This is a genomic window from Nonomuraea guangzhouensis, from assembly GCF_019396345.1.
Classification (GTDB): domain Bacteria; phylum Actinomycetota; class Actinomycetes; order Streptosporangiales; family Streptosporangiaceae; genus Nonomuraea; species Nonomuraea guangzhouensis.
Genome location: NZ_JAHKRM010000022.1, coordinates 1 through 21,345, shown reverse-complemented (window position 1 = coordinate 21,345; position 21,345 = coordinate 1). Strand labels below are relative to the sequence as shown.

Annotated in this window: 19 protein-coding genes; 9 read left to right on the top strand and 10 right to left on the bottom strand. The window is 67.9% G+C overall.

Features of this window, described 5'->3' with window-relative positions; translation table 11 throughout:
- Positions 1-122: 122 nt before the first annotated feature.
- Positions 123-2,096 carry an acetate--CoA ligase gene (gene acs / locus KME78_RS38500; protein ID WP_219534405.1) on the bottom strand — a complete coding sequence of 658 codons (1,974 nt, stop codon included), beginning with the start codon at positions 2,094-2,096 and terminating at the stop codon, positions 123-125.
- A gap of 227 nt (positions 2,097-2,323) precedes the next feature.
- Here acs and KME78_RS38495 point away from each other — a divergent pair, with 227 nt between their 5' ends.
- The 6 genes from KME78_RS38495 to KME78_RS38470 all read left to right on the top strand — a co-directional run bounded on the left by KME78_RS38495 (position 2,324) and on the right by KME78_RS38470 (position 11,749).
- A complete protein-coding gene (locus tag KME78_RS38495) occupies positions 2,324-3,055 on the top strand; it encodes a Fic family protein (RefSeq protein WP_308127292.1) in 732 nt (243 codons plus the stop codon).
- A gap of 953 nt (positions 3,056-4,008) precedes the next feature.
- Positions 4,009-5,049: a septum site-determining protein Ssd gene (gene ssd / locus KME78_RS38490; RefSeq protein ID WP_219534403.1), complete on the top strand. Its 1,041-nt coding sequence runs from the start codon at positions 4,009-4,011 to the stop codon at positions 5,047-5,049.
- A gap of 259 nt (positions 5,050-5,308) precedes the next feature.
- Positions 5,309-6,469 carry a TadA family conjugal transfer-associated ATPase gene (locus KME78_RS38485; RefSeq protein WP_219534402.1) on the top strand — a complete coding sequence of 387 codons (1,161 nt, stop codon included), beginning with the start codon at positions 5,309-5,311 and terminating at the stop codon, positions 6,467-6,469.
- Between the two features lie 815 nt (positions 6,470-7,284).
- A complete protein-coding gene (locus tag KME78_RS38480; protein WP_308127291.1) occupies positions 7,285-7,995 on the top strand; it encodes a type II secretion system F family protein in 711 nt (236 codons plus the stop codon).
- Between the two features lie 428 nt (positions 7,996-8,423).
- The gene (locus KME78_RS67465) at positions 8,424-9,281 is read left to right on the top strand and encodes a type II secretion system F family protein (protein WP_219534401.1); all 858 of its coding nucleotides are present in this window, start codon (positions 8,424-8,426) and stop codon (positions 9,279-9,281) included.
- Between the two features lie 1,670 nt (positions 9,282-10,951).
- Positions 10,952-11,749, top strand: a complete 798-nt coding sequence (locus KME78_RS38470) for a hypothetical protein (RefSeq protein ID WP_219534400.1) — start codon at positions 10,952-10,954, stop codon at positions 11,747-11,749.
- 34 nt (positions 11,750-11,783) lie between these two features.
- Here KME78_RS38470 and KME78_RS38465 read toward each other — a convergent pair whose 3' ends face one another.
- From KME78_RS38465 to KME78_RS67455, 7 genes are all read right to left on the bottom strand, one after another.
- Positions 11,784-12,041: a hypothetical protein gene (locus tag KME78_RS38465; RefSeq protein ID WP_219534399.1), complete on the bottom strand. Its 258-nt coding sequence runs from the start codon at positions 12,039-12,041 to the stop codon at positions 11,784-11,786.
- A gap of 73 nt (positions 12,042-12,114) precedes the next feature.
- Entirely contained in the window at positions 12,115-12,666 is a 552-nt protein-coding gene (locus tag KME78_RS38460) for a hypothetical protein (RefSeq protein WP_219534398.1), read from the bottom strand.
- Entirely contained in the window at positions 12,663-13,616 is a 954-nt protein-coding gene (locus KME78_RS38455) for a hypothetical protein (RefSeq protein ID WP_219534397.1), read from the bottom strand. The genes KME78_RS38460 and KME78_RS38455 overlap by 4 nt, the downstream gene beginning before the upstream one ends.
- On the bottom strand, positions 13,613-14,455 hold the full coding sequence (locus KME78_RS38450) for a hypothetical protein (RefSeq protein ID WP_219534396.1): 843 nt from the start codon (positions 14,453-14,455) through the stop codon (positions 13,613-13,615). The genes KME78_RS38455 and KME78_RS38450 overlap by 4 nt, the downstream gene beginning before the upstream one ends.
- A 112-nt stretch (positions 14,456-14,567) precedes the next feature.
- The gene (locus tag KME78_RS38445) at positions 14,568-15,152 is read right to left on the bottom strand and encodes a DUF6262 family protein (RefSeq protein ID WP_219534395.1); all 585 of its coding nucleotides are present in this window, start codon (positions 15,150-15,152) and stop codon (positions 14,568-14,570) included.
- Positions 15,149-17,677, bottom strand: a complete 2,529-nt coding sequence (locus tag KME78_RS67460) for a tyrosine-type recombinase/integrase (protein WP_219534394.1) — start codon at positions 17,675-17,677, stop codon at positions 15,149-15,151. The genes KME78_RS38445 and KME78_RS67460 overlap by 4 nt, the downstream gene beginning before the upstream one ends.
- Positions 17,674-18,792: a tyrosine-type recombinase/integrase gene (locus KME78_RS67455; RefSeq protein ID WP_219534393.1), complete on the bottom strand. Its 1,119-nt coding sequence runs from the start codon at positions 18,790-18,792 to the stop codon at positions 17,674-17,676. The genes KME78_RS67460 and KME78_RS67455 overlap by 4 nt, the downstream gene beginning before the upstream one ends.
- A 135-nt stretch (positions 18,793-18,927) precedes the next feature.
- Between KME78_RS67455 and KME78_RS38430 the strand changes: the two genes are divergently transcribed.
- From KME78_RS38430 to KME78_RS38420, 3 genes are read left to right on the top strand one after another with little or no spacing between them, the layout of a single operon-like run.
- Positions 18,928-19,041, top strand: coding sequence for a DUF4244 domain-containing protein (locus KME78_RS38430; RefSeq protein ID WP_219534615.1), 114 nt, complete (start codon positions 18,928-18,930; stop codon positions 19,039-19,041).
- Complete coding sequence (locus KME78_RS38425; protein ID WP_308127290.1) at positions 19,038-19,502, top strand: TadE family type IV pilus minor pilin; 465 nt, start codon at positions 19,038-19,040, stop codon at positions 19,500-19,502. The genes KME78_RS38430 and KME78_RS38425 overlap by 4 nt, the downstream gene beginning before the upstream one ends.
- The gene (locus KME78_RS38420) at positions 19,499-20,029 is read left to right on the top strand and encodes an Rv3654c family TadE-like protein (protein ID WP_219534392.1); all 531 of its coding nucleotides are present in this window, start codon (positions 19,499-19,501) and stop codon (positions 20,027-20,029) included. The genes KME78_RS38425 and KME78_RS38420 overlap by 4 nt, the downstream gene beginning before the upstream one ends.
- A gap of 61 nt (positions 20,030-20,090) precedes the next feature.
- Here KME78_RS38420 and KME78_RS38415 read toward each other — a convergent pair whose 3' ends face one another.
- Together KME78_RS38415 and KME78_RS38410 are read right to left on the bottom strand one after the other, a co-directional pair.
- Positions 20,091-20,747, bottom strand: coding sequence for a class I SAM-dependent methyltransferase (locus tag KME78_RS38415; RefSeq protein ID WP_219534391.1), 657 nt, complete (start codon positions 20,745-20,747; stop codon positions 20,091-20,093).
- A gap of 155 nt (positions 20,748-20,902) precedes the next feature.
- The gene (locus KME78_RS38410) at positions 20,903-21,205 is read right to left on the bottom strand and encodes a zinc ribbon domain-containing protein (protein WP_219534390.1); all 303 of its coding nucleotides are present in this window, start codon (positions 21,203-21,205) and stop codon (positions 20,903-20,905) included.
- Between the last annotated feature and the right edge of the window lie 140 nt (positions 21,206-21,345).

Sequence of the window (21,345 nt, the reverse complement as noted above, 5' to 3'; positions counted from 1 at the left end):
CGGTAACCGGCCCAGAAGACGCACGTCACGGCGGCCGGCCCTGTGCGGGGTCAGCGGCCGTTTCCCTGGAGGCCACCCGCCACGTGCGGCGGGTGGCGCCAGGTTGGCCGTGCCGTAAAGGATCAGTCTTCGCTCTTGGCTGACGGGAGCTTCTCTGAGATGAGATCCATCACGGTGCTGTCGGCCAGTGTGGTGACGTCGCCCACGCTGCGGTTCTCCGCGACGTCGCGGAGCAGGCGGCGCATGATCTTCCCCGAGCGGGTCTTGGGCAGCTCGGGCACCACCAGGATCTGCCGCGGCTTGGCGATGGGCCCGAGCGCCTTGGCCACGTGGTTGCGCAGCTCGGTGGCGATGTCGGCGCCCTCCTCCGCGGTGCCGCGCAGGATCACGAACGACACGATGGCCTGCCCGGTCACCGGGTCGGTCGCGCCCACGACGGCCGCCTCGGCGACCTTCGGGTGGCTCACCAGCGCGCTCTCCACCTCCGTCGTGGAGATGTTGTGCCCCGAGACGAGCATGACGTCGTCGACGCGGCCGAGCAGCCACAGGTCGCCGTCCGAGTCCCTCTTGGCGCCGTCGCCGGGGAAGTACATGCCATCGAAGCGGCTCCAGTACGTGTCGATGTAGCGCTGGTCGTCGCCCCAGATCGTGCGGAGCATGGACGGCCACGGCTCACGGATCACCAGGAAGCCGCCGCCCCCGTCGGGCACGCTGTTGCCCTGGTCGTCGACCACGTCCGCGCTGATGCCCGGCAGCGGGCGCATCGCGGCGCCCGGCTTGCCGCTGGTGACGCCCGGCAGCGGGCTGATCATGATGGCGCCGGTCTCGGTCTGCCACCAGGTGTCGACGACCGGGCAGCGGTCGTGGCCGATGTGCTCGCGGTACCAGACGTACGCCTCGGGGTTGATCGGCTCGCCGACGGAGCCGAGGATGCGCAGGCTGGACATGTCGTACTTGGCGGGGATGTCGTCGCCCCACTTCATGAACGTCCGGATCGCCGTGGGGGCGGTGTAGAGGATCGTGATCTTGTACTTCTGCACGATCTCCCAGAACCGGCCCCGGTGCGGGGTGTCGGGAGTCCCCTCATAGATGACGCTGGTCGCGCCGTTGGCGAGCGGGCCGTACACGATGTAGGAGTGTCCGGTCACCCAGCCGATGTCGGCGGTGCACCAGTAGATGTCGGTCTCCGGCTTGAGGTCGAAGACCGCGTGGTGCGTCCAGGCCGTCTGGGTCAGGTATCCGCCGGTGGTGTGCAGGATGCCCTTCGGCCGGCCGGTGGTGCCGCTGGTGTACAGGATGTACAGCGGGTCCTCGGCGTCGTGCGGCTCGGCGGTGTGCTGGTCGCTCTGCCGCTCGACCACGTCGTGCCACCACACGTCCTTGTCGTTCGTCGCCACGTCCTGGCCGGTGCGACGTACGACCAGGACGTGCTCGACCTGCGGGCACTCGGCGACGGCCTCGTCCACGGTCGGCTTGAGCGCCGAGGGGGCGCCGCGGCGGTAGCCGCCGTCGGCCGTGATGACCAGCTTGGCGTCGGCGTCGTCGATGCGGCTCTTCAGCGCGGTCGCCGAGAACCCGCCGAACACCACCGAGTGGACCGCGCCGATCCTGGCGCAGGCCAGCATCGCGATCGGCAGCTCGGGGATCATCGGCATATAGACGGCGACGCGGTCGCCCTTGCGCACGCCCAGCTCCAGCAGGGCGTTGGCGGCCTTGCTGACCTCGGACTTCAGGTCGTTGTAGGTGAGGGTACGGGTGTCGCCCTCGGGCTCGCCCTCCCAGTGGTAGGCGACCTTGTCGCCGCGGCCCTCTTCGACGTGGCGGTCGACGCAGTTGTAGGCGACGTTCAGCTCGCCGCCGACGAACCACTTGGCGAACGGCGCGTTCCACTCAAGCGTGGTCTCCCACCGCTTGGCCCAGGTCAGCCGGTCAGCCGCACTCTCCCAGAACGCGAGCCGGTCGGCCGCCGCCTCGGTGTACGCGGCGGAGGTCACATTCGCCGCCGCCGCCAGGTTGGCCGGCGGTGCGAACCGGCGGTTCTCCTGCAGCAGGTTCGACAGCGCCTGGGGCTCGTTGCCAGGGGTTTCCGGGGCCACCTCGTACTCCTTCTATGGCCAGATCTGACGGTTCATGTCCCACTCCACCAGCTCACCTGCTCCGCACACAAGAGGTCTAGACAGGTCTGTACATGTGACGACGCGCGGCCGATCCGGTTATCAAGTGGTCTTACATGCGCTATTGAACTGTTGTCATCTTGGCACCGAACGAAGATGGAACGGGCCAATGGATGGGTTTATTGGGTCCCCCGCTAATGTTGAATGCCGTGAGTGATCCACTGGCTGTCATCGCGGCACTTCCCGGCGTTCCCGAGGCGGTGGAGGAGGCCAGGCGGGCCGTAGACGGGCTCTATCGCCATCGCGTCCTGCGCCGCGCGAGCCCGACTGTGTCGGCCGAGTCGTCCTTGCGCGGAGCGCGGGCGTCGGCGGCCATCGAGGGCGTCGACGTGCCCCTGGACGAGCTGCGCCAGGGCTCGGTCGAGGATCCCGTCGTCCAGGGAGCCCTGCGCGCCTCAGCCGAGCTGGGCCGGCTGGGCATCACCTGGCGCAAAGCCCCCCGTCAGGTGCTCGCCCGCCTGCACACGGTCGCCGCGGCCGGTCTCACGGACTCACTCGGCCGGCCGCGCACCCCGGACGAGGAGCTGGCCGCGCGTCTGGAGAGCCTGTTCGGGCTGCTCGAAGCGCCCACGAAGGCGCCCGCGCTCGTGCTGGCCGCCGTCGTCCACGCGGAGCTGGCCGTGCTGCGCCCGTTCGGTACGGCCGACGGCGTCGTCGCGCGCTCGGCCGAACGGCTCACACTGGTCGAGTACGGGCTGGACCCGAAGTCGCTGGTGGCCGTCGAAGTAGGGCATCTGGAGCTGCCTTATGCCGATGGCCTGCGGGCCTACCTGAGCGGATCACCCGAGGGGGTGGCGACCTGGGTACGACACTGTGCCGCCGCGGTCACCCTTGGCGTACGCGAGACGACCGCGATCTGCGAGGCGCTGCAACGGGGCTGACCTACCTGAGCCTGCTTGAGGCTGACATAGCTGACGGCGTCTCAGTCATGAGACGCCGTCGGCCGATACGTCACACCGGGTTACCAAGCGTGCACCTCTATTCGTCGGAGCGGGACAAGCCCGTCACGACGCGCCTCCCGCGGCTGGTCGCGCGTGGGTGCCTGGTTGACGCACCCGGACAAGTGGTCCGTGTCACCTTTGTACGACGGATCCGCCCTGATGGGAACCCCTGGGAGCAAGACCTTTACCAGGACGAGGGTCTGCGGGGGCGGAGATTTCGCGCGACCGGGGGTTTTGCTGTGGTTATCAACCTGTGACGATCACTCTGAGTGAGCTGCTTTATGTGATCGTTATGAGAGGGCGAAAAAACTTGGCGAAAATGCGAGATTGCTCCTCGACGAAACTCAAGTTGATCGGGCAGCATACGGGGGTATCTCTTGAAACTGGGGCGACTGTGCACGGGTTTGCATTGCCAGTCTCTTGCCATGCTCTGGTCAAGTGATGAAAGCTTTCTTCTGAAACGGGACCGGCTCTACCCCCCCGGAGCCGGACCGATCAGGCGACCCCCGCTCTCCCCCCCGGCGGGGGTCGCCCCTTTTCTGTGCGCCTTGGTTCTCCCGGCCGTCTGGCCCCCCAGCGCTTGGCCCCCTTGGCCCTCCGGCCCCTTCGCCGGCGAGGTCCATCCTCCGGCGCCGACTTCCACAGGGCCTTTGTCCAGCGACCCCCATCATCCACAGGACTTCGGTCTTGTGGACCGTCTGATAGTCCGTCTTGCGGTCTAGCCGCCCACCAGGACAGACCCCGGACCTACCCCCTCCTCCCATCCCGTCGTCCACAGGAACTCCCTCCTCCAGCCCCGTCATCCACAGAACCACGTTCGGCCCCCCGCCACCCCACCCTCCCGACGCATGGTGTACCTCCCGATCCCGACCACCAGATCAGGGAGACCCCTCATGCACCGCCCACTGGTCATCACCGAAGACCGTGACCTGCTCGACGACCTCGTCCGCGTGGCCGCCGCAGCCGGTGCCCAGCTCGACGTGGCCCACGCCCCCGCCCACGCGCGCCCTTTCTGGAACCTCGCACCCCTGGTGGTGATAGGCGGCGACCTGGCCGACGCGATGGCCGCCACCTCACCACCCGCCCGAGACGGCGTGCTCCTGGTCACCCGCGACCCGGAAGACCCCGACAGCTGGCGCCGATGCGTGGCCGTGGGCGCCCAGGCCGTCATCGACCTGCCCAGCGGCGAGCGGCGCCTCGTGGAGGAGTTCGCCGACGCCATGGAGCCCGATCCCCGCTCCGGCGTCGTGCTCTGCGTCATCGGCGGCCGGGGCGGCGTCGGCGCGAGCGTCCTGTCGGCCTGTCTGGCCCTGCGCGCCTCCGGCGACCGCCTGCGCACGCTGCTGATCGACGCCGACCCGCTGGGCGGCGGCATCGACGCGTTGCTGGGACAGGAGGAGGCCACCGGCGCGCGCTGGGGAGACCTGGTGGCCCGCGAGGGCCGGGTCGGCTCGGCGGCCCTGCAGGCCGCGCTGCCCGCGTTCGGCGACCTGACGGTCCTGTCCTTCCACCGCGGCGAGGTACGGGCGATCCCCGCCCAGGCCATGCGCTCGGTGCTGGAAGCCGGGCGCCGCGGCTTCGACGTGGTGGTCGTCGACCTACCACGCCACCTCGACCCTGCCGCCATCGAGGCGCTGACAAGGGCGAGTGGCACCCTGCTCGTGGCCACGGCCGACGTACGCGGAGTCCTGGCCGCCGCCCAGGTCCTCACGGAGGTCAACCGGCACACCTCAGACATCCGCGCGGTCATCCGCCCCGGCATCCTCGACGACGACGTGGTGGCGAGTTCCCTCGGCATCCCCTCCGCAGGCCACCTACCCGACCAGCCCCGCCTCCCCACCACCCTCAACCGCGGCGAACTCCCCAAACTCGGCCCCCGCACCGTCCTCGGCGCCCTCTGCACCTCCCTCCTCCGCGACCTACTCCCGCCGTGACGAGCCAGCCGTTGTCCTCGGCGGCAAGGAGCTGTCCGCACCCGCACCCGCGTTCGCGTCCGCACCGGTGGCCTGTCAGCCCGTGAGCCCGCGTCCTTTGGGGGTCAGTTGGGCAGACCGGCCGGGTCGGGCCTCCTCGTGACGGAAACCACCACCCACGGCGGACGCACCGCCACCCAAACCAGGACAGGGATCAGCGCAGGTCAGGCCAGAGGCGAGCACATATCAAAAGCGACACAGAGCACAGAGAAATGAGCACATGAACACGGGCGTGTCACCTGAGCTGATCGAGGCCGTGCGCGTACGGCTGGCACGGACCGGCGTCGAACCAAGCGCCGCCCAGGTAGCAGTAGCCCTACGAGCCGAAAAATCCGTATACGGCGACGCGGAGATCCTCGCCGTAGCCCGTTCCCTCTGCGCCGACCTCATAGGAGCAGGCCCGCTGGAGCCCCTCCTGGCAGAACCCGACGTCACCGACGTCCTGGTCAACGGCTCTCGCGAGGTATGGGTCGACGACGGCCACGGCCTGCGCAGGACCTCGGTGACGTTCACCGACGACGGCGCAGTCCGCAGGCTGGCCCAGCGCCTGGCAGCCGCCGCCGGCCGTCGCCTGGACGACGCCTCGCCGTACGTGGACGCCAGACTGGCCGGAGGAGTACGCCTCCACGCCGTGCTCCCGCCGATCGCCTCAGGCGGCACCTGCGTGTCGCTCCGCCTGCCACCGAGACGTACGTTCGCCCTGCCCGACCTGGTGGCGGCAGGCACGATCCCACCGTCGGCGGTGCCCCTACTGACGGCCATCGTGACGGCCCGGCTGGCATTCCTGGTGACAGGCGGCACCGGCACAGGCAAGACGACTCTCCTGTCAGCCCTGCTCTCGCTGGCGGACCCAGGCGAACGCCTGCTTCTCGTAGAAGACTCAGCCGAGCTCCGCCCGCTCCACCCCCACGTCGTACGCCTGGAGTCCCGTCCACCAAACCTCGAAGGCGCCGGCGGCGTAGGCCTACGAGACCTGGTACGCCAGGCCCTCCGCATGCGCCCCGACCGAGTAGTGGTCGGAGAGGTCAGAGGCGCCGAAGTAGTGGACTTGCTAGCCGCCCTGAACACCGGCCACGAGGGCGGCTGCGGCACATTGCACGCCAACGCGGCCGCCGACGTACCGCCCCGGCTGGAGGCATTGGGCTGCGCGGCGGGGTTGAGCAGAGAAGCCGTTCACAGCCAACTCGCCGCCGCCTTGGACGTGGTCATCCACCTGACCCGCAACCGCTCCGACGGACGCCGCCGCGTAGCGGAAATCTGCCTCCTGTCGAGATCTTCGACAGGCTTCGTCGAATCCGTACCCGCCCTGACCTTCGACACAAAAGGCCACCCGCGCACCGGCCCAGGACACGACACCCTGACGGAGAGGACTCGCCCGTGACCAACTTCGCGACGCGGCGACCTTGCCGCAGTGAACCGGATTCGTGTCGCTTGGTGAGAGTCACGGAAACGTCGCCTCCACACCGCACCGCAGCCGCACCACCAGCCGTACAGAGGCGGCGCGACCAGGCGGGAACGGCGAGCGAGAGATACAGCCCGCGACCGAATCCAAGTCAGGCGTCACGTGCCCAACGAAGCTCGCCGGTCCGTACCGCACCAGACGACGTCGTCCTACGCCCAGACCATTACTGAGAGTTCCTCACGTACGCCCTCCGCCTCGTACGCCCCCGCCCCCCGCCTCGTACGTCCTCCGCCTCGTACGTCCTCCGCCTCGTACGTCCTCCGCCTCGTACGTCCTCCGCCTCGTACGTCCTCCGCCTCGTACGTCCTCCGCCTCGTACGTCCTCCGCCTCGTACGTCCGGCGACGTGTCGTGCGCCCCGACCATGACCGAAGAACGCCCGACCGGTACCCCCACCCCGCCGGAGCGACCATCGGCGCCGCATACACCCAACCCGTACCTCCACTGACCCGTACCGTCACCGGCGAGCCCCACTCGATCCGTGCCTCCCCCGGCAAGGCTCATCCGACCCCGTACCGTCACAGAGTCATCCACCTGCACCGAGTCATCCACCTGCACCCAGTCACCGACCCGCACCCAGTCACCGACCTGCACCCAGTCACCTACCTGCACCCAGCCACCGACCCGCACCGAGCCAACCCCACTGTCACCAAGCCGCACTGTCACCAAGCCGCACTGTCACCGGCCAACAGGCTCATTCGGCCAGACCACGACGGGCGAAAGGAGCGTAAATCCGTGATCGCAGCCCTAATGGCCGCATTGTCCACAGCAGCCGCCGTATGGTTGTGGACCGGCCCAAGCACCGCCACAGCCCGCCTCGACAGACTGACCTCCATCCGCGAGCCATTCCAGCAGCGATCCATAAAACACCTGATCACCCGCCCCAGCCCAGCTCGTCGTGCCGCCACCTGGCGCCGAGCATCGATCGAGCTCTGCCAAGCCCTCTCAGCCGAACTGACCGCAGGCCGTACTCCAGGCGAAGCCCTCACCAGAGCGATCAACGCGGTGGACTTCCCAGACCCGGAAGCCCTACGCCCGGTGATGGCGGCGGCAAGAGACGGCGGCGACGTATCCACGGCTCTCGTATCCGTGGCACCACAGCAGGGCGGCGAGGGACTACGCAGCCTGGCCGCCTGCTGGAGCGTCAGCGTGACCGTAGGCGCAGGCCTAGCTCCCCTCGTAGAACGCATCGGCAGCACGCTACGTTCAGCCCAATCCCACCGCCAGGACGTCAAGGCGCAACTGGCCGGTCCTCGCACCACCGCGAGAATGCTGGCCGCACTGCCCGCCCTAGGCCTCCTCATGGGAAGCGCACTGGGAATGCATCCGCTCGCCTTCCTCTTCGGCAACCTCCCCGGCCTCGCCTGCCTCACGGCCGGTATCGCCCTGGACGCCTGCGGCCTGTGGTGGACCCACCAGATGGCAACCCGCGCTGAAAACTCTTAGCCACGGTGCGTCCAGACCTCACCAGGGTGCGTCCAGACCTCACCACGGTGCGTCCAGACCTCACCAGGGTGCGTCCAGACCTCACCAGGGTGCGCGCACACCGTGGTCCGAGTAGACCCCACCACGGTCTGCGCACACCGTGGTCCGAGTAGACCCCACCACGGTCTGCGCACACCGTGGTCCGAGTAGACCCCACTACGACCCGCTCACACTGTGGTCCGCTCAGTTCTCCACCATGACCCGCCCAGACCTGGTCATGGCCACCTCGGTCATGGCCACCTCGGTCATGGCCACCTCGGTCGTGGCAGCCACGGCCGCTCAGAGGCGTCAGCTTCCGCCTGCCCACCTCAGCGGCAGCGACCAGCTCCTTGGCGTCGATCTCCTTCTTCAAGTGATCGCGCCGCGCAACCGATCGGAACGGATGCTCGATGTTCGAACTGCTCTCCGCAGCATGTGCCTGCGCAGCAACCTGGCTGTGGATCTCACCGACAACCCCGGCAGAACGCGTGACCCGCCTGCTACCGCCAGGAGCATCCGCCCGAGACCGCCCACATCACCCCGGATCACAGCGACCCACACGCGCACCCTCGACAGGGCCAGATACCGACACGTCCCCCACACGGCCGACTACCGACACACTCTCCCCACCAACCTGGCTCGATCACCCCGCAACTTCACCCCAACCGATCACCCGCCGCACGATCGTCGGAGCCCTCGGCGCCGCCCTCATCACCGCTCTACTCATCGGCGGAGCAGCCGGACTGATAGCGGCCCTGCTCATCGCCCCCATCGTCGGGGTGGCCCTACACAGACGAAACGACCCAGAAGCCCGCCAAGACGCCAAACAGATCACCGCCGACCTGCCGTTCGCCGCCGACCTGATGGCAGCTTGCCTACTCGCCGGGCAACCGGTCAGTGCGGCCACCGAGATAGCGGCAGACGCGCTGGCCGGCCCACTCGGCCAGCGCCTGTCGTGGGTTAGCCGTCAACTCCGCCTGGGCGCCGACCCAGACCCCACCTGGGCCTTCCTCGCCCGAGAACCGGCCACTGCACAACTGTCACGAGCAATGAGCAGAGCCGCTCAGACCGGCGCCCCAGTGGCAGACGTCCTGACCCGCCTAGCCAACGACGCCCGCGAGTCCACCCGAGCCATGTCCGTGGCCGCAGCCAGGAGCGTGGGCGTAAAGGCAGTAGCGCCTCTCGGCCTGTGCTTCCTACCGGCCTTCGTCCTGCTCGGCATCATCCCCATCGTCGCTGGCCTCGCAACCGCCATCACCTTCCCGTAACACCTACCCAGGGACCAGCCCGTACTTCGGAACCAGCCTGCATCCAGGGGCCAGCCCGGGACTGACCTGCCCCTCGGGACTGATCTGCTTCTTGCCCCCGGGATCTGTCCTCCCGGGACCTGCCTCCCGGGACTGGCCTGCTCCAGGATCAGCCTTTGCTTGAGGCCCTGCCTGTGTCCAGGAACCTGCCGGCCCGGGCCCCGCGACGGGCCTGAGTTTCCGAATCCACCTGCGCCCTGGGGCCTGCCTGCGCCTGGAACTGGAACCTGCCTATGCTCCGCAGCACACGCCCGAGCCCTCGACCCGGCAGACCGGCCTCAGATGAGCGTGGGCTTCCGACCCAACCCAGGCGCAAGCGGTATCCCCTTGCCCTATCGCCCATCCACAGGTGCCCTATCACCTATCCACAGGCCGCTCCGACGCCTCCACTTATCCCCAGAACCACGTTCGGGCCGTCCGCCACATACAGCCTTCAGGCACCGTTGGACCCACGCCGGACAACGCCCGGCCCGATCACCTGGAGGCACCATGCACGATGCGGCAACCCCCCTGAACGCTGCCGCCACACCCTCTGAAGACCAACTGCTCGCCAAACCGGCCAATCCAGCCGCCCGCCCCCACAACTGGCTCGCCAACAGATGGGCCCGCTGTTCGGGACCGCTCCGCGATCGCGGAATGTCCACAGCCGAATACGCGGTGGGCACGGCGATTATCTAGGGTTGGAGGACTCTTCCACCAGGTCAGAGGACGATGATCTCTTCTTTCACGTAGGCCAAGTTGACCCGAACGCAGCCCGTGACGGCGACCAGGGTTCCAAGCTGCTGGCAGTGTTCAGAGTCGGCGAACGCCCGCGTCTTGGACGGAGGCGAGTAGGGTTGTTGCTATCTGGTCGGCGGCCGTGAGGTCGTTCGGGTAACTCGTGGATAAGGCCGCGAGCTCTGCCGGGCCAGTCGAGTCGGCTGCACCGGCAGTAGCACGCTCCGCCCCTGCTCCCGGAGGGTGAGGGGAAATGCAGAAGGGCCTTGTCGTTCGACGCTAGAGGGGTCGTCGCCCACCACTTCTGAGATCCACGTTGTGCCGGCAGCGAAGGGTTCTCGGTTCAACCAGTCATGCACTGGTCGAGCTGAGGACCTGATGTGGATCGCCTCTCTCGACCAGGAGAGGCGAAGGGATCTTGTTGAAGTGGGCAATCTTGTCCCTAGCGGCATGGCGCTTCTGGCCGCCGCAGGCATAGTCGCGGGCCTGGCCCGGGTAGTTGTGGTGTGGCTGGCGCTGCGCGGGACTCACCCAAAGGAACGCCCGGCGATTCTGCGGGCCGTGGCCGTACTCTTCTCCGCCAGATTCGCAAATCGCATCGACCAATTGAACTCGGCCGGCCCGATGAGGACGAACCGCCCAAAGGGCATCGAGATGTCTTCGGGCCGAGCGATAGGGAACGCCTCTGGACATACCAGGCCCCGTAGGAAGCATGCTGGTCATCGAGGTAAGGGATAGATGTCCCTCCCGGGCCTGGTGCTCGCCTTGCGCGCCAGGCCCATCTCCTCGGCCTGCCCCGCGACGAACTCGACCGGATCACCCATGGGGCGTTGCGCGGCTTGGGCGCTCCAGTTGGTGCGATTGTGATAAACGATGGCAATAGCTGCGTCGGCATGCGGAGTCTGAGGAGGGTCGTGAGCGGAACGATCAACGTATGGGAGGTCGCTAAAGAGTTCGGCCTCAAGTGTGATGACCTCCGTCTCGTGTATGTGGCGCTCGACAACATGGGAGTGCCTGTTCGTTTACCAGCGACGGTCAAAACTCTTGATGCAGAGAGGGAGGCCGAGTTCAGAGCCGAGCTGGGCAAGGTGATCGAGCGCGGAACGATCAACGTATGGGAGGTCGCTAAGGAGGAGTTCGGCCTTGATTATGGGGCGGCCCGCCATCTTGTGTGGGTCGCGCTCGAGAACATGGGAATGCGTGTTATTAGACCAATGAGGACGTTCCAAGATCTTGATGCTGAGAGGGCGGCCGAGTTCAAGGCCGAGCTGACCAAGGTGATCGAGTCAAGACCTGCAGTGCCGACATCTCGCCCGAAGCCTCAAGACGCAACTCGCCAAGCCAGAAGGCCGCAGGTTCCCTTAGGGAACCGCGCGGTGCGAGTGCCTCCAGGTTCCCAGAGGCAAGGCAGGCCCGCCGCAAATCCTCAGCCGGCCACGGACCCGGTTGAGCGCTCTGAGAAGGCCTTGCGACTGGAGCGAGAGATCCTTCAAATATGGGAGCGACTGATGCGGCGCCGTCCTCAGGCTCGGCACGACGGTGTCGCCTGGCTGACTGGCGCAAGCGGAATGGAGCGCTTCCAGGTGGCCTTCGCGAAGAGTGTCCGCGACTGGATCGCCCATCCCCAGTCCCGACAGCCTGGCCGAAGCACCCTGAAGGAGGCTCGAGACCTCCTATTCGAAATGGAGCGAAGACTCCCCAATCAACGCTAGGGGAAAGTCTGGTTGTTGTACTGAGGACACACTCTCAGACCAGGAGGCCCAGGGTTTCGGGCGCTTCCCAGGCGGTCAGCTGCCGCTCAGGGTCGGTTTCCTGGTGCGCGAACTGGTTGATCAGCTCGGCGAGAGCTTGCCGGTCCCGCTCGGGGAGGTCCTGCAGCAGGGCGGCCACCGGCTCGATCACCTGCATCGTGGCCTCGGGCGTGATGGCGTCGTCGTCGCTGAGGTCCAGTCTGATGACGACCTCGGTGAGTGCTTTGGCGAGGGTGTGTTCGAGCGGGGTCACGATGGGCTCCTGGCTGGTCGTCGGATTGCGAGGCGTGTCCGGGGCGGCTGGCAGGACACGGGGGCGGCCCTGGTCAGCCTGTTGACGGCTCGGTGAGACGGGCTTCCAGGGCGGCGATCATCTGAGCGAGCAGGCCGGTGTTCTCCTGTCGGACCACCTGGGGGCCGACCTTGTCGATGCCGGAGACCTTGGTGATGCACTCGTCGACGGCCGTGGCCATCGTGCCGAACTCCTGGCGCGCGATCGACTTGTCGTTGCCGGCCTCGAAGGTGGTGGCGCGGTGCATGTCCTTCATCGCGGTCATCGCGGTGCGGGCGGCGGACATCGCGTCGCGGGCGCCGAACTCATCGCCCAGGCCCTGGCGCATGTAGCGGGTGACGAAGACCCGGCGACGGGCGGGGCTTTGCGATGGCAGGAATCTTTCCAGGCGATCGCCCCGGTTGGCCGCGACCACGCGGGCGACCTTGACGGCCCGCCGCAGGCGGGCGCCGTCCTTGATGCCGACGCCGGCGGCGATGTCGGCGTAGCTGATCTCGCGGCCGTGGTTGCTGCGCAGCCAGATCATCACTTCGGCGACGTCGGTCTCGGCGCGGGTCCAGCCCATCTCATCACGGCGGCGGCTCACAGGAATTTCCCGTTCTCGTCCATGAAAGCCGCGAGCGCGGCGTCGTCCAGAGCAGCGCCGGTGGCCATGTCACGAACGGCGGCGATCGCCGCCTCGGCGCCGTCACACAACTCCGCGATGGCCTGGGCGCGGTCCGAGGTGAAGTTGATCTGCTGCTTGCTCAGCAACGCCAGCGCCCGTGAGGCGGCCATGCGGATCTCGGCCATGGCGTTGAAGACGTCCATGGACGCCTCGGCCTGCGATCCCTCGCTGGCTTGGCGGGCTTGTGCGGCATAGGCGTCCCGCTCGGCGCGGATGACGTCGTCGTATTCGCGCTGCCGCTCGCTGGCGACCTCGGCGGCCGCGGCGCGGTCTTCGGCATCTGCGGCGGCCTGGCGGGCTTCGAACTCCTGCAGGGCCTCCCGCGCCGTCCTCCGGGTCGCCTCATCGGCCAGCAGAGCAGTCTTGACTGCTGTGGGATGTGTCATGACATAGGTGATGGCCGACGGCCGGGTCCCGCTCTTTTCCGCTTCTTTCTCGACCGCATCACGCCGCTCGGTCGACAGACCCGTGGCCTCCCAGCTGCGGTAGTAGCCGTTCTTGCCGTAAAAGGGATACTCCCCGGTATCAGGAGACTCGATGGTCGTGTCCGGGCGCAGGGCGGCGGCGGGCGGGACGACGCCGTCGGCGGCGAGCCGATTCCACGCATCCAACAGGGCTATGACGCGCCTGGGTGCAGTCCTGGCCCGGCGGGCGAACTCTCCGGCGCTGATGCGCCGGAAGGCGTTCAGGCCGCTCCGGGGCTGGTAGTCGATTCTCACGCCGTTGCCCTCGCCGGGCGTGACTCGCCTGGCGACCAGAAGGGCGAGCCTCCAAGGGCCTTTGCGATCCAGGGTGACGAACTCGTCGATGTCCGCCTGCAGGGCTTCCTCGCCGTCGTCGAGAGCCTCCTCGGGCAGATCCTGGTTCATGCTGTCGTCTTCTCGCGCTGCGACCGCCGCTGCGCCGGGACGCGGACCGTGCGGATCGCGGCGATCTGACGGACCCTCGTGGTGAAGACGTCCAGGTCGTCCAAGGCGACCGAGGCGTTGGCCCGCTGCGCGAGGTCCAGCTGCACTGTCTTGGGAAGGCGTTTGATGATCCGTGCGGACTGCGCGGCCAGGGCGAGCAGATCGGCGACCAGCGCGGCGCTGGGGTCGGGCTTGCCCGTGGGCTGTTTCGGCGGCTGCTGGCCGCCCTGTTCTTCTCGCTCGGCCCGCTGCTTGTCGAACTCGGCCTCCAGCTCGGCGCGGGTCACGGCGTCGTCGGCGAGCAGCGCCGAGACGAGCAGGTCGCGGTTGGGGCTGTTGTTCATGTCGCTGACGTAGTCGACGACCTCCTCCGCCTCTCGTGCCTGCGGATCCAAGACGATGGCCAGCGAGGGCGCCGTGCCCAAGACCGTCTGGTAGGTGGCGTAGTTGACCCGGTCGCCACCCGCCGTCTTCGCATCGTCGATCAAGCGCCGGAGCTTGGCGTAGCCGGGGTCGACGGGCCGGCCGCCGATCATGCGTGTCCCCTCGCGCAAGACGGAGTAGGAGACGAAGACGCCGCAGGTCTCCAGCAGCGTGCGCAGGTTCGGCGTGACAGCCTTCGCTGTGGCCCGCCACTGCTTGGCGGTGGTCACCGACAGGCCGACCTGCTCGCAGAACTGTCCGAGGGCATCGCCGTCGGCCCACGCGGCCGCCAGCATGTCGCCGATCGCCAGCTGGCTGACGCGGCAGGCGCTCATCAGGCGGCGGCACTCGTGAACGTCGTGTTCTGTGAAGCTCATGCGGACCCCTCAGTGAAACCGGGCTGGTTGACGAGCACGCAGTGTAATCAAATGGATACGCTTCTGTTTGCCGATTCTCCGCCCAGGGGTGCGGGAGCCGGGGCGCCTTGGGTCAGCGTTCGCGGTTGACCTCCTTCATCAGGTCTTTCAACGCCGTCCGGTTGGCGGTCAGATTGTCTTCGGTCTCGGTCAGCGTGGCCTTCAGCCGCGTGTTCTCCGCCAGCGCGGCGTCGCGCTCGGCGGCCAGGCGTTCGACCTGGGCCAGCAGCTCGTTGATCCGCTCCGTCAGTTCCCGGCTGCCGGCCGTCTCCAGCGCCGCCCCCAGACCGCGCCGGACGGCGGCCTTGAGCTTGTCCCGCTCCGCGCGCAGCTGCTTGATCTGGGCGCGGGCCAGCTCTAGGTCGCAGGCCAGCGACGCGGCCGAGACGCTGGTCCCGGTCGCGGTGGCGCGCCGGGCTGCTTTGGCTTGCCCGGCGATCGCGGTCTCGATGTGCTCGCGGACGCCTGGGGAGTAGACCAGCGAGGTCGACACCTGGGCCGCCGCCGCGACACCCCGGAAGGTGATCGGTTCCCCGCCGGACTTCAGCTTCTCCAGCGTGGCCAGCACCTTGCCGCGTTTGACCTGGCTGTCCTTGCGGCGAACCTCGCGCAGCACGTCGCCGGGGGTGCGCCCAGCACCCGGTGCCCTCTGGCTCACGCGCTTTCCCGCCCGCGCCGTCTGGGGAAGCCGGGCATGCCCAGGTCGGTGATGCCGTCGGCCTGCTGGGCCCGGACGATGCGCAACGCCTCGGTGGCCGCGAGCAGCTCGGCCCGTTCCTCCTCGGGCAGCGCCTCCAGCTTGTCCCGGGCGATGCCGACGATCCTGCCCATCGCCTCGATGTTGGCGTCGAAGTTTTTGATCACGTACTCGTCGACGTCCATCGCCAGCGCCCGCTCCCGATCGGCCCGCAACTGCATGACGTGCTGCTCCATCTCCGGCAGATAGGACGGGTCGGCGCGGAAGAACTGGCAGGCGGCGCACTGGAAGCGGATCGCGCAGGCGCTGCCTCCGGCTCTGACGTTGGCGGGCTCGGTGCAGCGGCCGTAGGGCACCGCCACCGACTGCGCCTCATAGGCGGTGCCCGAACGGGTCGGCCGAGCCCGGCCGGCGCGGTCGAAACCGTGGCGGCCGGCTATCGCCACCGCTTCCCGCTTCCGCTTGAGGGAGACGGTGTAGTACCCGGACGTGGTCTGAGTGGATCGGTGATCCATAAGGTCGCGGAGCACATCGATCGGCACCCCCGCATCCGCGTGCCGCTGGCAATAAGCATGTCGGAATGCGTAGGGGAAGATGAGCGATCGGTCGAACGGCAGCGGCCGCCCGTCCGGGCCGAACTCCTCGGCCAGCAGTTGCGGGACCGCATCAGCGAAGGCCCGGATGATCGGTGAGATCTGCTCGGAGATCAGATGCCGGACCTCCCCGAACTCACCGGCCGGCGGGAACAGGAACCCCTCCGAACCGGACGGCAACGCGATCGCCTGCCGGACGGCCTGCCAGGTGTGGATGGTGGACACCGTCTCCGATGGGATCGGCAACCGGCGCCCCTTGCGCAGCCCTTTGCTGTTGTCCCAGCGCAGCTGCCAATCCTCCCCGTCCCGCTCCAGGCAATCGACCTCCAGCTGGCCGATCTCGGCGGGGCGGCGGCCGGTGTCGCGCAGCAGCTCATAAACCGCCACCGCCATCGCGTGGACCTGCTCGGGCGAGAGCCGCCCGTGGGCGATGCCCGCGCCCAGCAGCTCGGTGTGCGCGTCCAACTGGTTGATCACCGACTCTGGGATCGCCCTGCCGATCTCGTCCTCGTTGACCTGGACCTGCTTGATGACGTGACTGGAGTGCCGGGCGAAGGAGGCGGCCATGCCGTCCAGCCGCTCGGTGAGCCGGCCCCAGTCCAGCACCTTGAACCACATCGACAGCAGACTGCCCTTGTTCTTCTGGCTCATCTCCTGGCCATCGGCCCGCAGGAGGTTCTCAAAGCCCGCGACGACCGCCGTCATATCGGCGAACCCCAGCCTCGCGGGGTCCAGCCCGCCGCCGGTGCGCGCGTCCAGCGCCCGGGCGGCGGTCTGCACCGCTCGGTGTGCCCGGCGGACCTCGCTGGTCGTGGGCTTGGCCTCGCTGATCCAGGCCACCAGGATCTCCCGCAGCCAGACCTGCCGGATCATCGAGATGTCCAGATCGCCGGGCCGAGCCGTGGGCCTGCCGTGCCTGCTCCGGGCCCCGAGGTCGACCAGGTCCAAGGTCGGCCGCGTGGCCGGATCCACGCCGCGGAACCGGTCGAAGGCCGCAGCCACCACCCGGAACGTCTCCCGCAACAGCGCATCGACGTTCGCCGTGGCCCGGCTCGGCAGCGCCCCCAGAGCGACGGCCGCGATCGCGGCGATGCGGTGGCCGGCCAGCACCGCGACCGACTGCCGGACCGCGGTCGGGTCCAGCCGCTGCCCCCGCGAATCCCGGGCGGCCAGCGCGAACAGCAGCTCCGCGCGCGCCACCGGCTCCAGCGGCGCCAGGGAGAACTGGTTGACGATCAGGAACGGCGCTTGGCGATCCAGCCAGGCCGCGTCCGCCACCTCCAGGCCGTCCGCCTTCAGCCGCCGGGTGTGCAGGTCGCAGATCCCCGATCCCGGCCGCCAGTCACGCACGCAGCCGCCGACCAGACACGCCGGGAGCGGGTCGTAGGGGGCCGCGGCGGCGACCCACGCCTCCAGTTCCTCGGCGCCGGGACGCTTGCGCATCATGTCCTTGTGCCGTAGCGACCCGTGCGCGGCGCACAACCCCCACACCGCTCCGTCCCGCGCGCAGCCTGCCACGATGCAGGGCCTGGCCCCGCCGTCGATCACCCGGTTGCGGTCCGGGACGAAGCTGTCCCGGAACTCCTCCAGCGCCAGCTCCGACTTCCGGAACGCCTTCTCACACAGGTCACACAGGGCCTGCGTGCGCGAGATCCGATCGCAGGCCGCCACCGTGCAGCGGTAGGCGACCGTGGAGCGGTTGTCGACATCGCCGGTGAACAGCCACGTGGCCGCGTCCCACTCCCCAACCCGCCAGGGGGAGGGCGTGTTCGCCGACAGCCACGCGGTCCAGATCTCGGCCTGCGCCGGTGCCAGCGCTCCCAGGACCGGCTCGCGCCCGGCCGGCTCGTCGTCCGGTCCGGGGAAGGCGAGCACGTTGCCCGGCCCGCTCACGAACGGGCCTGCCGTCTCTTGGCCGCCACCATCTCCACGGCCTCGCGCTTGTCGGAGTCGGTGACATGGGAGTACGGGTCCTGCGAGGTCACCGAGACGTGGCCGGCGATCTCCTGCACGACCCGGCGATCCACCCCGGCCCGCCGGAGCCTGGTGATCGACGAATGACGGAGCATATGCGGTCGTGCCCGGAATCCGGCTTGCTTGGCCAGGCGGCAGAACAACTCATAGGCCGTCCCGTACGACATGGCCTTACCCACCGGCGCGTGGAACAGGTTCACAAAAACCATGTCCCCGGCGTCCCCGGCGATCTCGGCCCGCTCGAACTGGTAGTGCGCATAAAGCTCGATCGTGACCTCGTCCACCGGGATCGCCCGGGGCTGCCGGGCCTTGGCGAACGCCCCGTTGGCGTTGAGGCGCCGCCGGACGTGGACGTGCGGCCCCTCGTGCCGGCAGTTCATCACCCGAGAATCGGGCAGCAGGTGCATGTCCTGCCTGCGCAGCCCGAGCGCTTCGCCAATCCGCATGGCCGTCTGCGAAAGAAGCTGGATGAGGAATCTGTCGCGCTCGTGCCGGGCAAGGCCGAGCAGCACGTCGATCTCCTGATCCGCCAGCCACTCATAGCCCGGGATCGCGACCCTGTACTTGATCGTGCGGGCCATGATCGTGCGGTACTGGCCGTCCTCGCCCGGGTCGAACCCCGCCGGCAGGTAGCGCAGGAACTTCGGCTGAGTCAGCGTGTTCACCACCGTCGGCGGCACCCAGCCCTGCAGGCTGCACCACGACAGGAACTCCCCGACGGTCCCCATGATCGCGTTCGCGGTGCCCTCGCTGCGATACCGCACCGCAGCGCCCGGCTTGCGTGAACGCGACGGCATCGGCTCCTCCACCAGCCAGCGCATCATCGCCATCAGCTGCGGAAGGCTCGGGCCGGCCCAGTCCAGCCCATGACCTCGGCAGTACGACAAGTACAAGGCGATCCGGCCGGCGTAGGTCTTCTCGGTGTTGAACGCCCGGTCCGCCGCGCGCAGCCCCGCCAGGTACGCGCACGCCTCGACGTGCAACTCGAGGTCCTCGTCGACCACCACCCACGACACCGACTCATCGGCGGCCACCGCTCGTTCAGCCCGGTAATGCCGCTCAGCCGCGCCTGACCTGCCCAACATGCCGTACGGACCCCCAGATACTGTGCGCCAAGTAGCCGCCAACACTACTTGAAGTACTTGTCACACGACTGAGAGTCACCAAAGATAACGATCGCCGCATGCGCCTTCGCGGCGGTGCTGTTCAAGGTGGTCAGCAGCCCAAAGGTGCAAGTGATGCTCTCGAAGCTCATCGACCAGGCGCTCAACGCAGCCGGATGACCCCACCCCAAGCTGCGGCCCCCAAACACGTGAAGCGTTCAACACCGCGCCTGAAGATGCCGACATCGCACGCGAAGTTTCTGGCGTCGCACCCGAAGTGTCCGGCATCGCACGTGAAGGGCCCGGCATCGCGCGGCTCTGTGACAGCTGAGACCGCCATGGTCCTACCCGCGCTCATGGTCGTCTTGGCCGCCGCACTGTGGGCGATTCAAGCAGTCGGTGTCCAGCTGGAGTGCGTCGACGCGGCCCGCGCCGCAGCGAGGGCCGCCGCCAGAGGCGAGCCCCTGGACGAAGTCCGCGAACTCGTTCAATCCGCCACCCGGCCCAACGCACGGGTGGACATCAGCCGCAATCCAGAGAGCACAAAAGTAGAGGTCTCGGTGGAGGTACGACCAGCATGGGGAGCGTCTCTGCCCGCCGTACAAGTAACCGCCTCCGCGACCGCCGCCACGGAATCATGACGTACCAGCACACATGCGCGAAGCGTCGAGAATCAACGTTCGCCAAGCAAGCAGACCGTGGCTCCGCGACATTGTGGGGCGTCGCGCTCATGGGCCTGCTCATGGCGGTTGCCACAGCCTTCGCCATGGTGGGCTCCGTACGCGTCGCACGTCATCACGTACACGACGCAGCCGACCTGAGCGCGCTTGCCGCAGCCAGGCTCGCGATCGTCGATCCTCAAGCCGCCTGTGACAGGGCGGAGATCGTAGCCGCGAAAAACGCCGTTCACCTCCTCGAATGCACGCTCACGGATGAAATCGCAGACGTCCGAACCTCGCTGACCATCACCCTGCCCGCCATAGGGACACGAACCCTGACCGGCAGAGCTCGCGCCGGCCCGAGCGGGTACACCGCGCACAAGCAGCCCAAGACCGAGGACCTAGTGAACGAAGACAGGCGAGTGGGTGAGCTGGACGCTGCTCAGCCAGGGCGTGGACATCCGGACCCGCTCGACGGGGAAGACCACCTTGGTGATTCAGGCGAGTAGGTAAGGCCGAGTACGTAAGACTGCAGGTGAAAGACTCTATTCGGCGGTTCTCCTGGACCGGTCAGATCCGCGTGCCGCTGAGTAACAGGAAGAGCGGAACGCGGCGGCGACGCGCCAACTCGGCCAGGTCGCCGTCGAACCGCTCTTCCCGAGGAGCGCACTCACGCAGAGCCGACAGCGCGAACCCAGCGTTCACCAGCGCATCCACGTAGTCCTCAACAGTCCGGTGAAACCAGGTGACACTGCCGCCCAACCAGCTGCGCTGTCGTGGCCCCTTGAGGAAGTAGTCATCGACGATCCAGTTCGTGCGCGGCTCCCGTGTCCCGGCGTCATAAGAGCTGAGCACGGGATGAACAACCGAAAAAACAATCCGCCCACCAGGCGAAAGGCATGCATGGCAAGCCATCAACACCGCTGCGAAGTCCTCGACGTAGTGCAGTGCGAGACGAGAAACGATCAGGTCGAACGAGGACGGCGGAGCGGCGAAGTCCTCCATATCCACCTGCTCAGCACGCCCACTTGTGCCCTGAAGGGTTTCGCCGGCAGCTTCGACCATGGCCGCAGAGCCGTCCAGGCCCAGGTAGCTACTGCAGCCGGCGTTCAGCAGAGTCCGCCCGATGGCCGCGTCCCCGCACCCGAGATCCAAAACCCGCAGGCCGGTGACCGTGCCCATCGCGTCCAGTAGCGCGGGCTCCTCCATGACGTGGTTGGGGCTCATCCCTCCGCTGTGACGATGGTCGAGATACCTCTGGAATGTCGTAGGCGAGTCGTAGAAAGACCCACCACGTCGGGGAGCAGCAGTCACGAGGGGAAGTTTGACATGCTCCTCCCTGTGAACGGGGAGGATCCTCATGGCTGCTACGCGGCCGCCCTTTACGGGGTGGGCGTGGTCCCGCTACGAGTGGCTTGACGCTTCACCGGCCCCAGTACCGCGGGGCCTCCACGTCCGTTTACCGCCTGTCCGGCGGCTGAGTTGTACTGGTACGCCTGGGTGCGGGCGGCATTGGTATCGGCGTTGCCGATCCACCCGCACGCTGGATTCTTGCTCACGAACCTGGCCTGGGATTGCCGCGATCCCTCGGTGATGGTGTGGCACTGGTGGCATTCCCGGCTGGTGTTCGCCGCCGGGATCAGGACACGCTCAAGCCCAGAGGGCCTTCCCGCACGGGCCTTCACCGCCCACCTAAAGGACTCCGTTGCCCAATTCGGTGGGTCATGCGGTGAGTGTCAGGTCGAGGCGCGCGAAGTGTGAGACTCGGGTCGCGCCGAGGGGTGTCTGGGTGAGCCAGGCGTCCAGGCGGATGAGGTTGATCGCG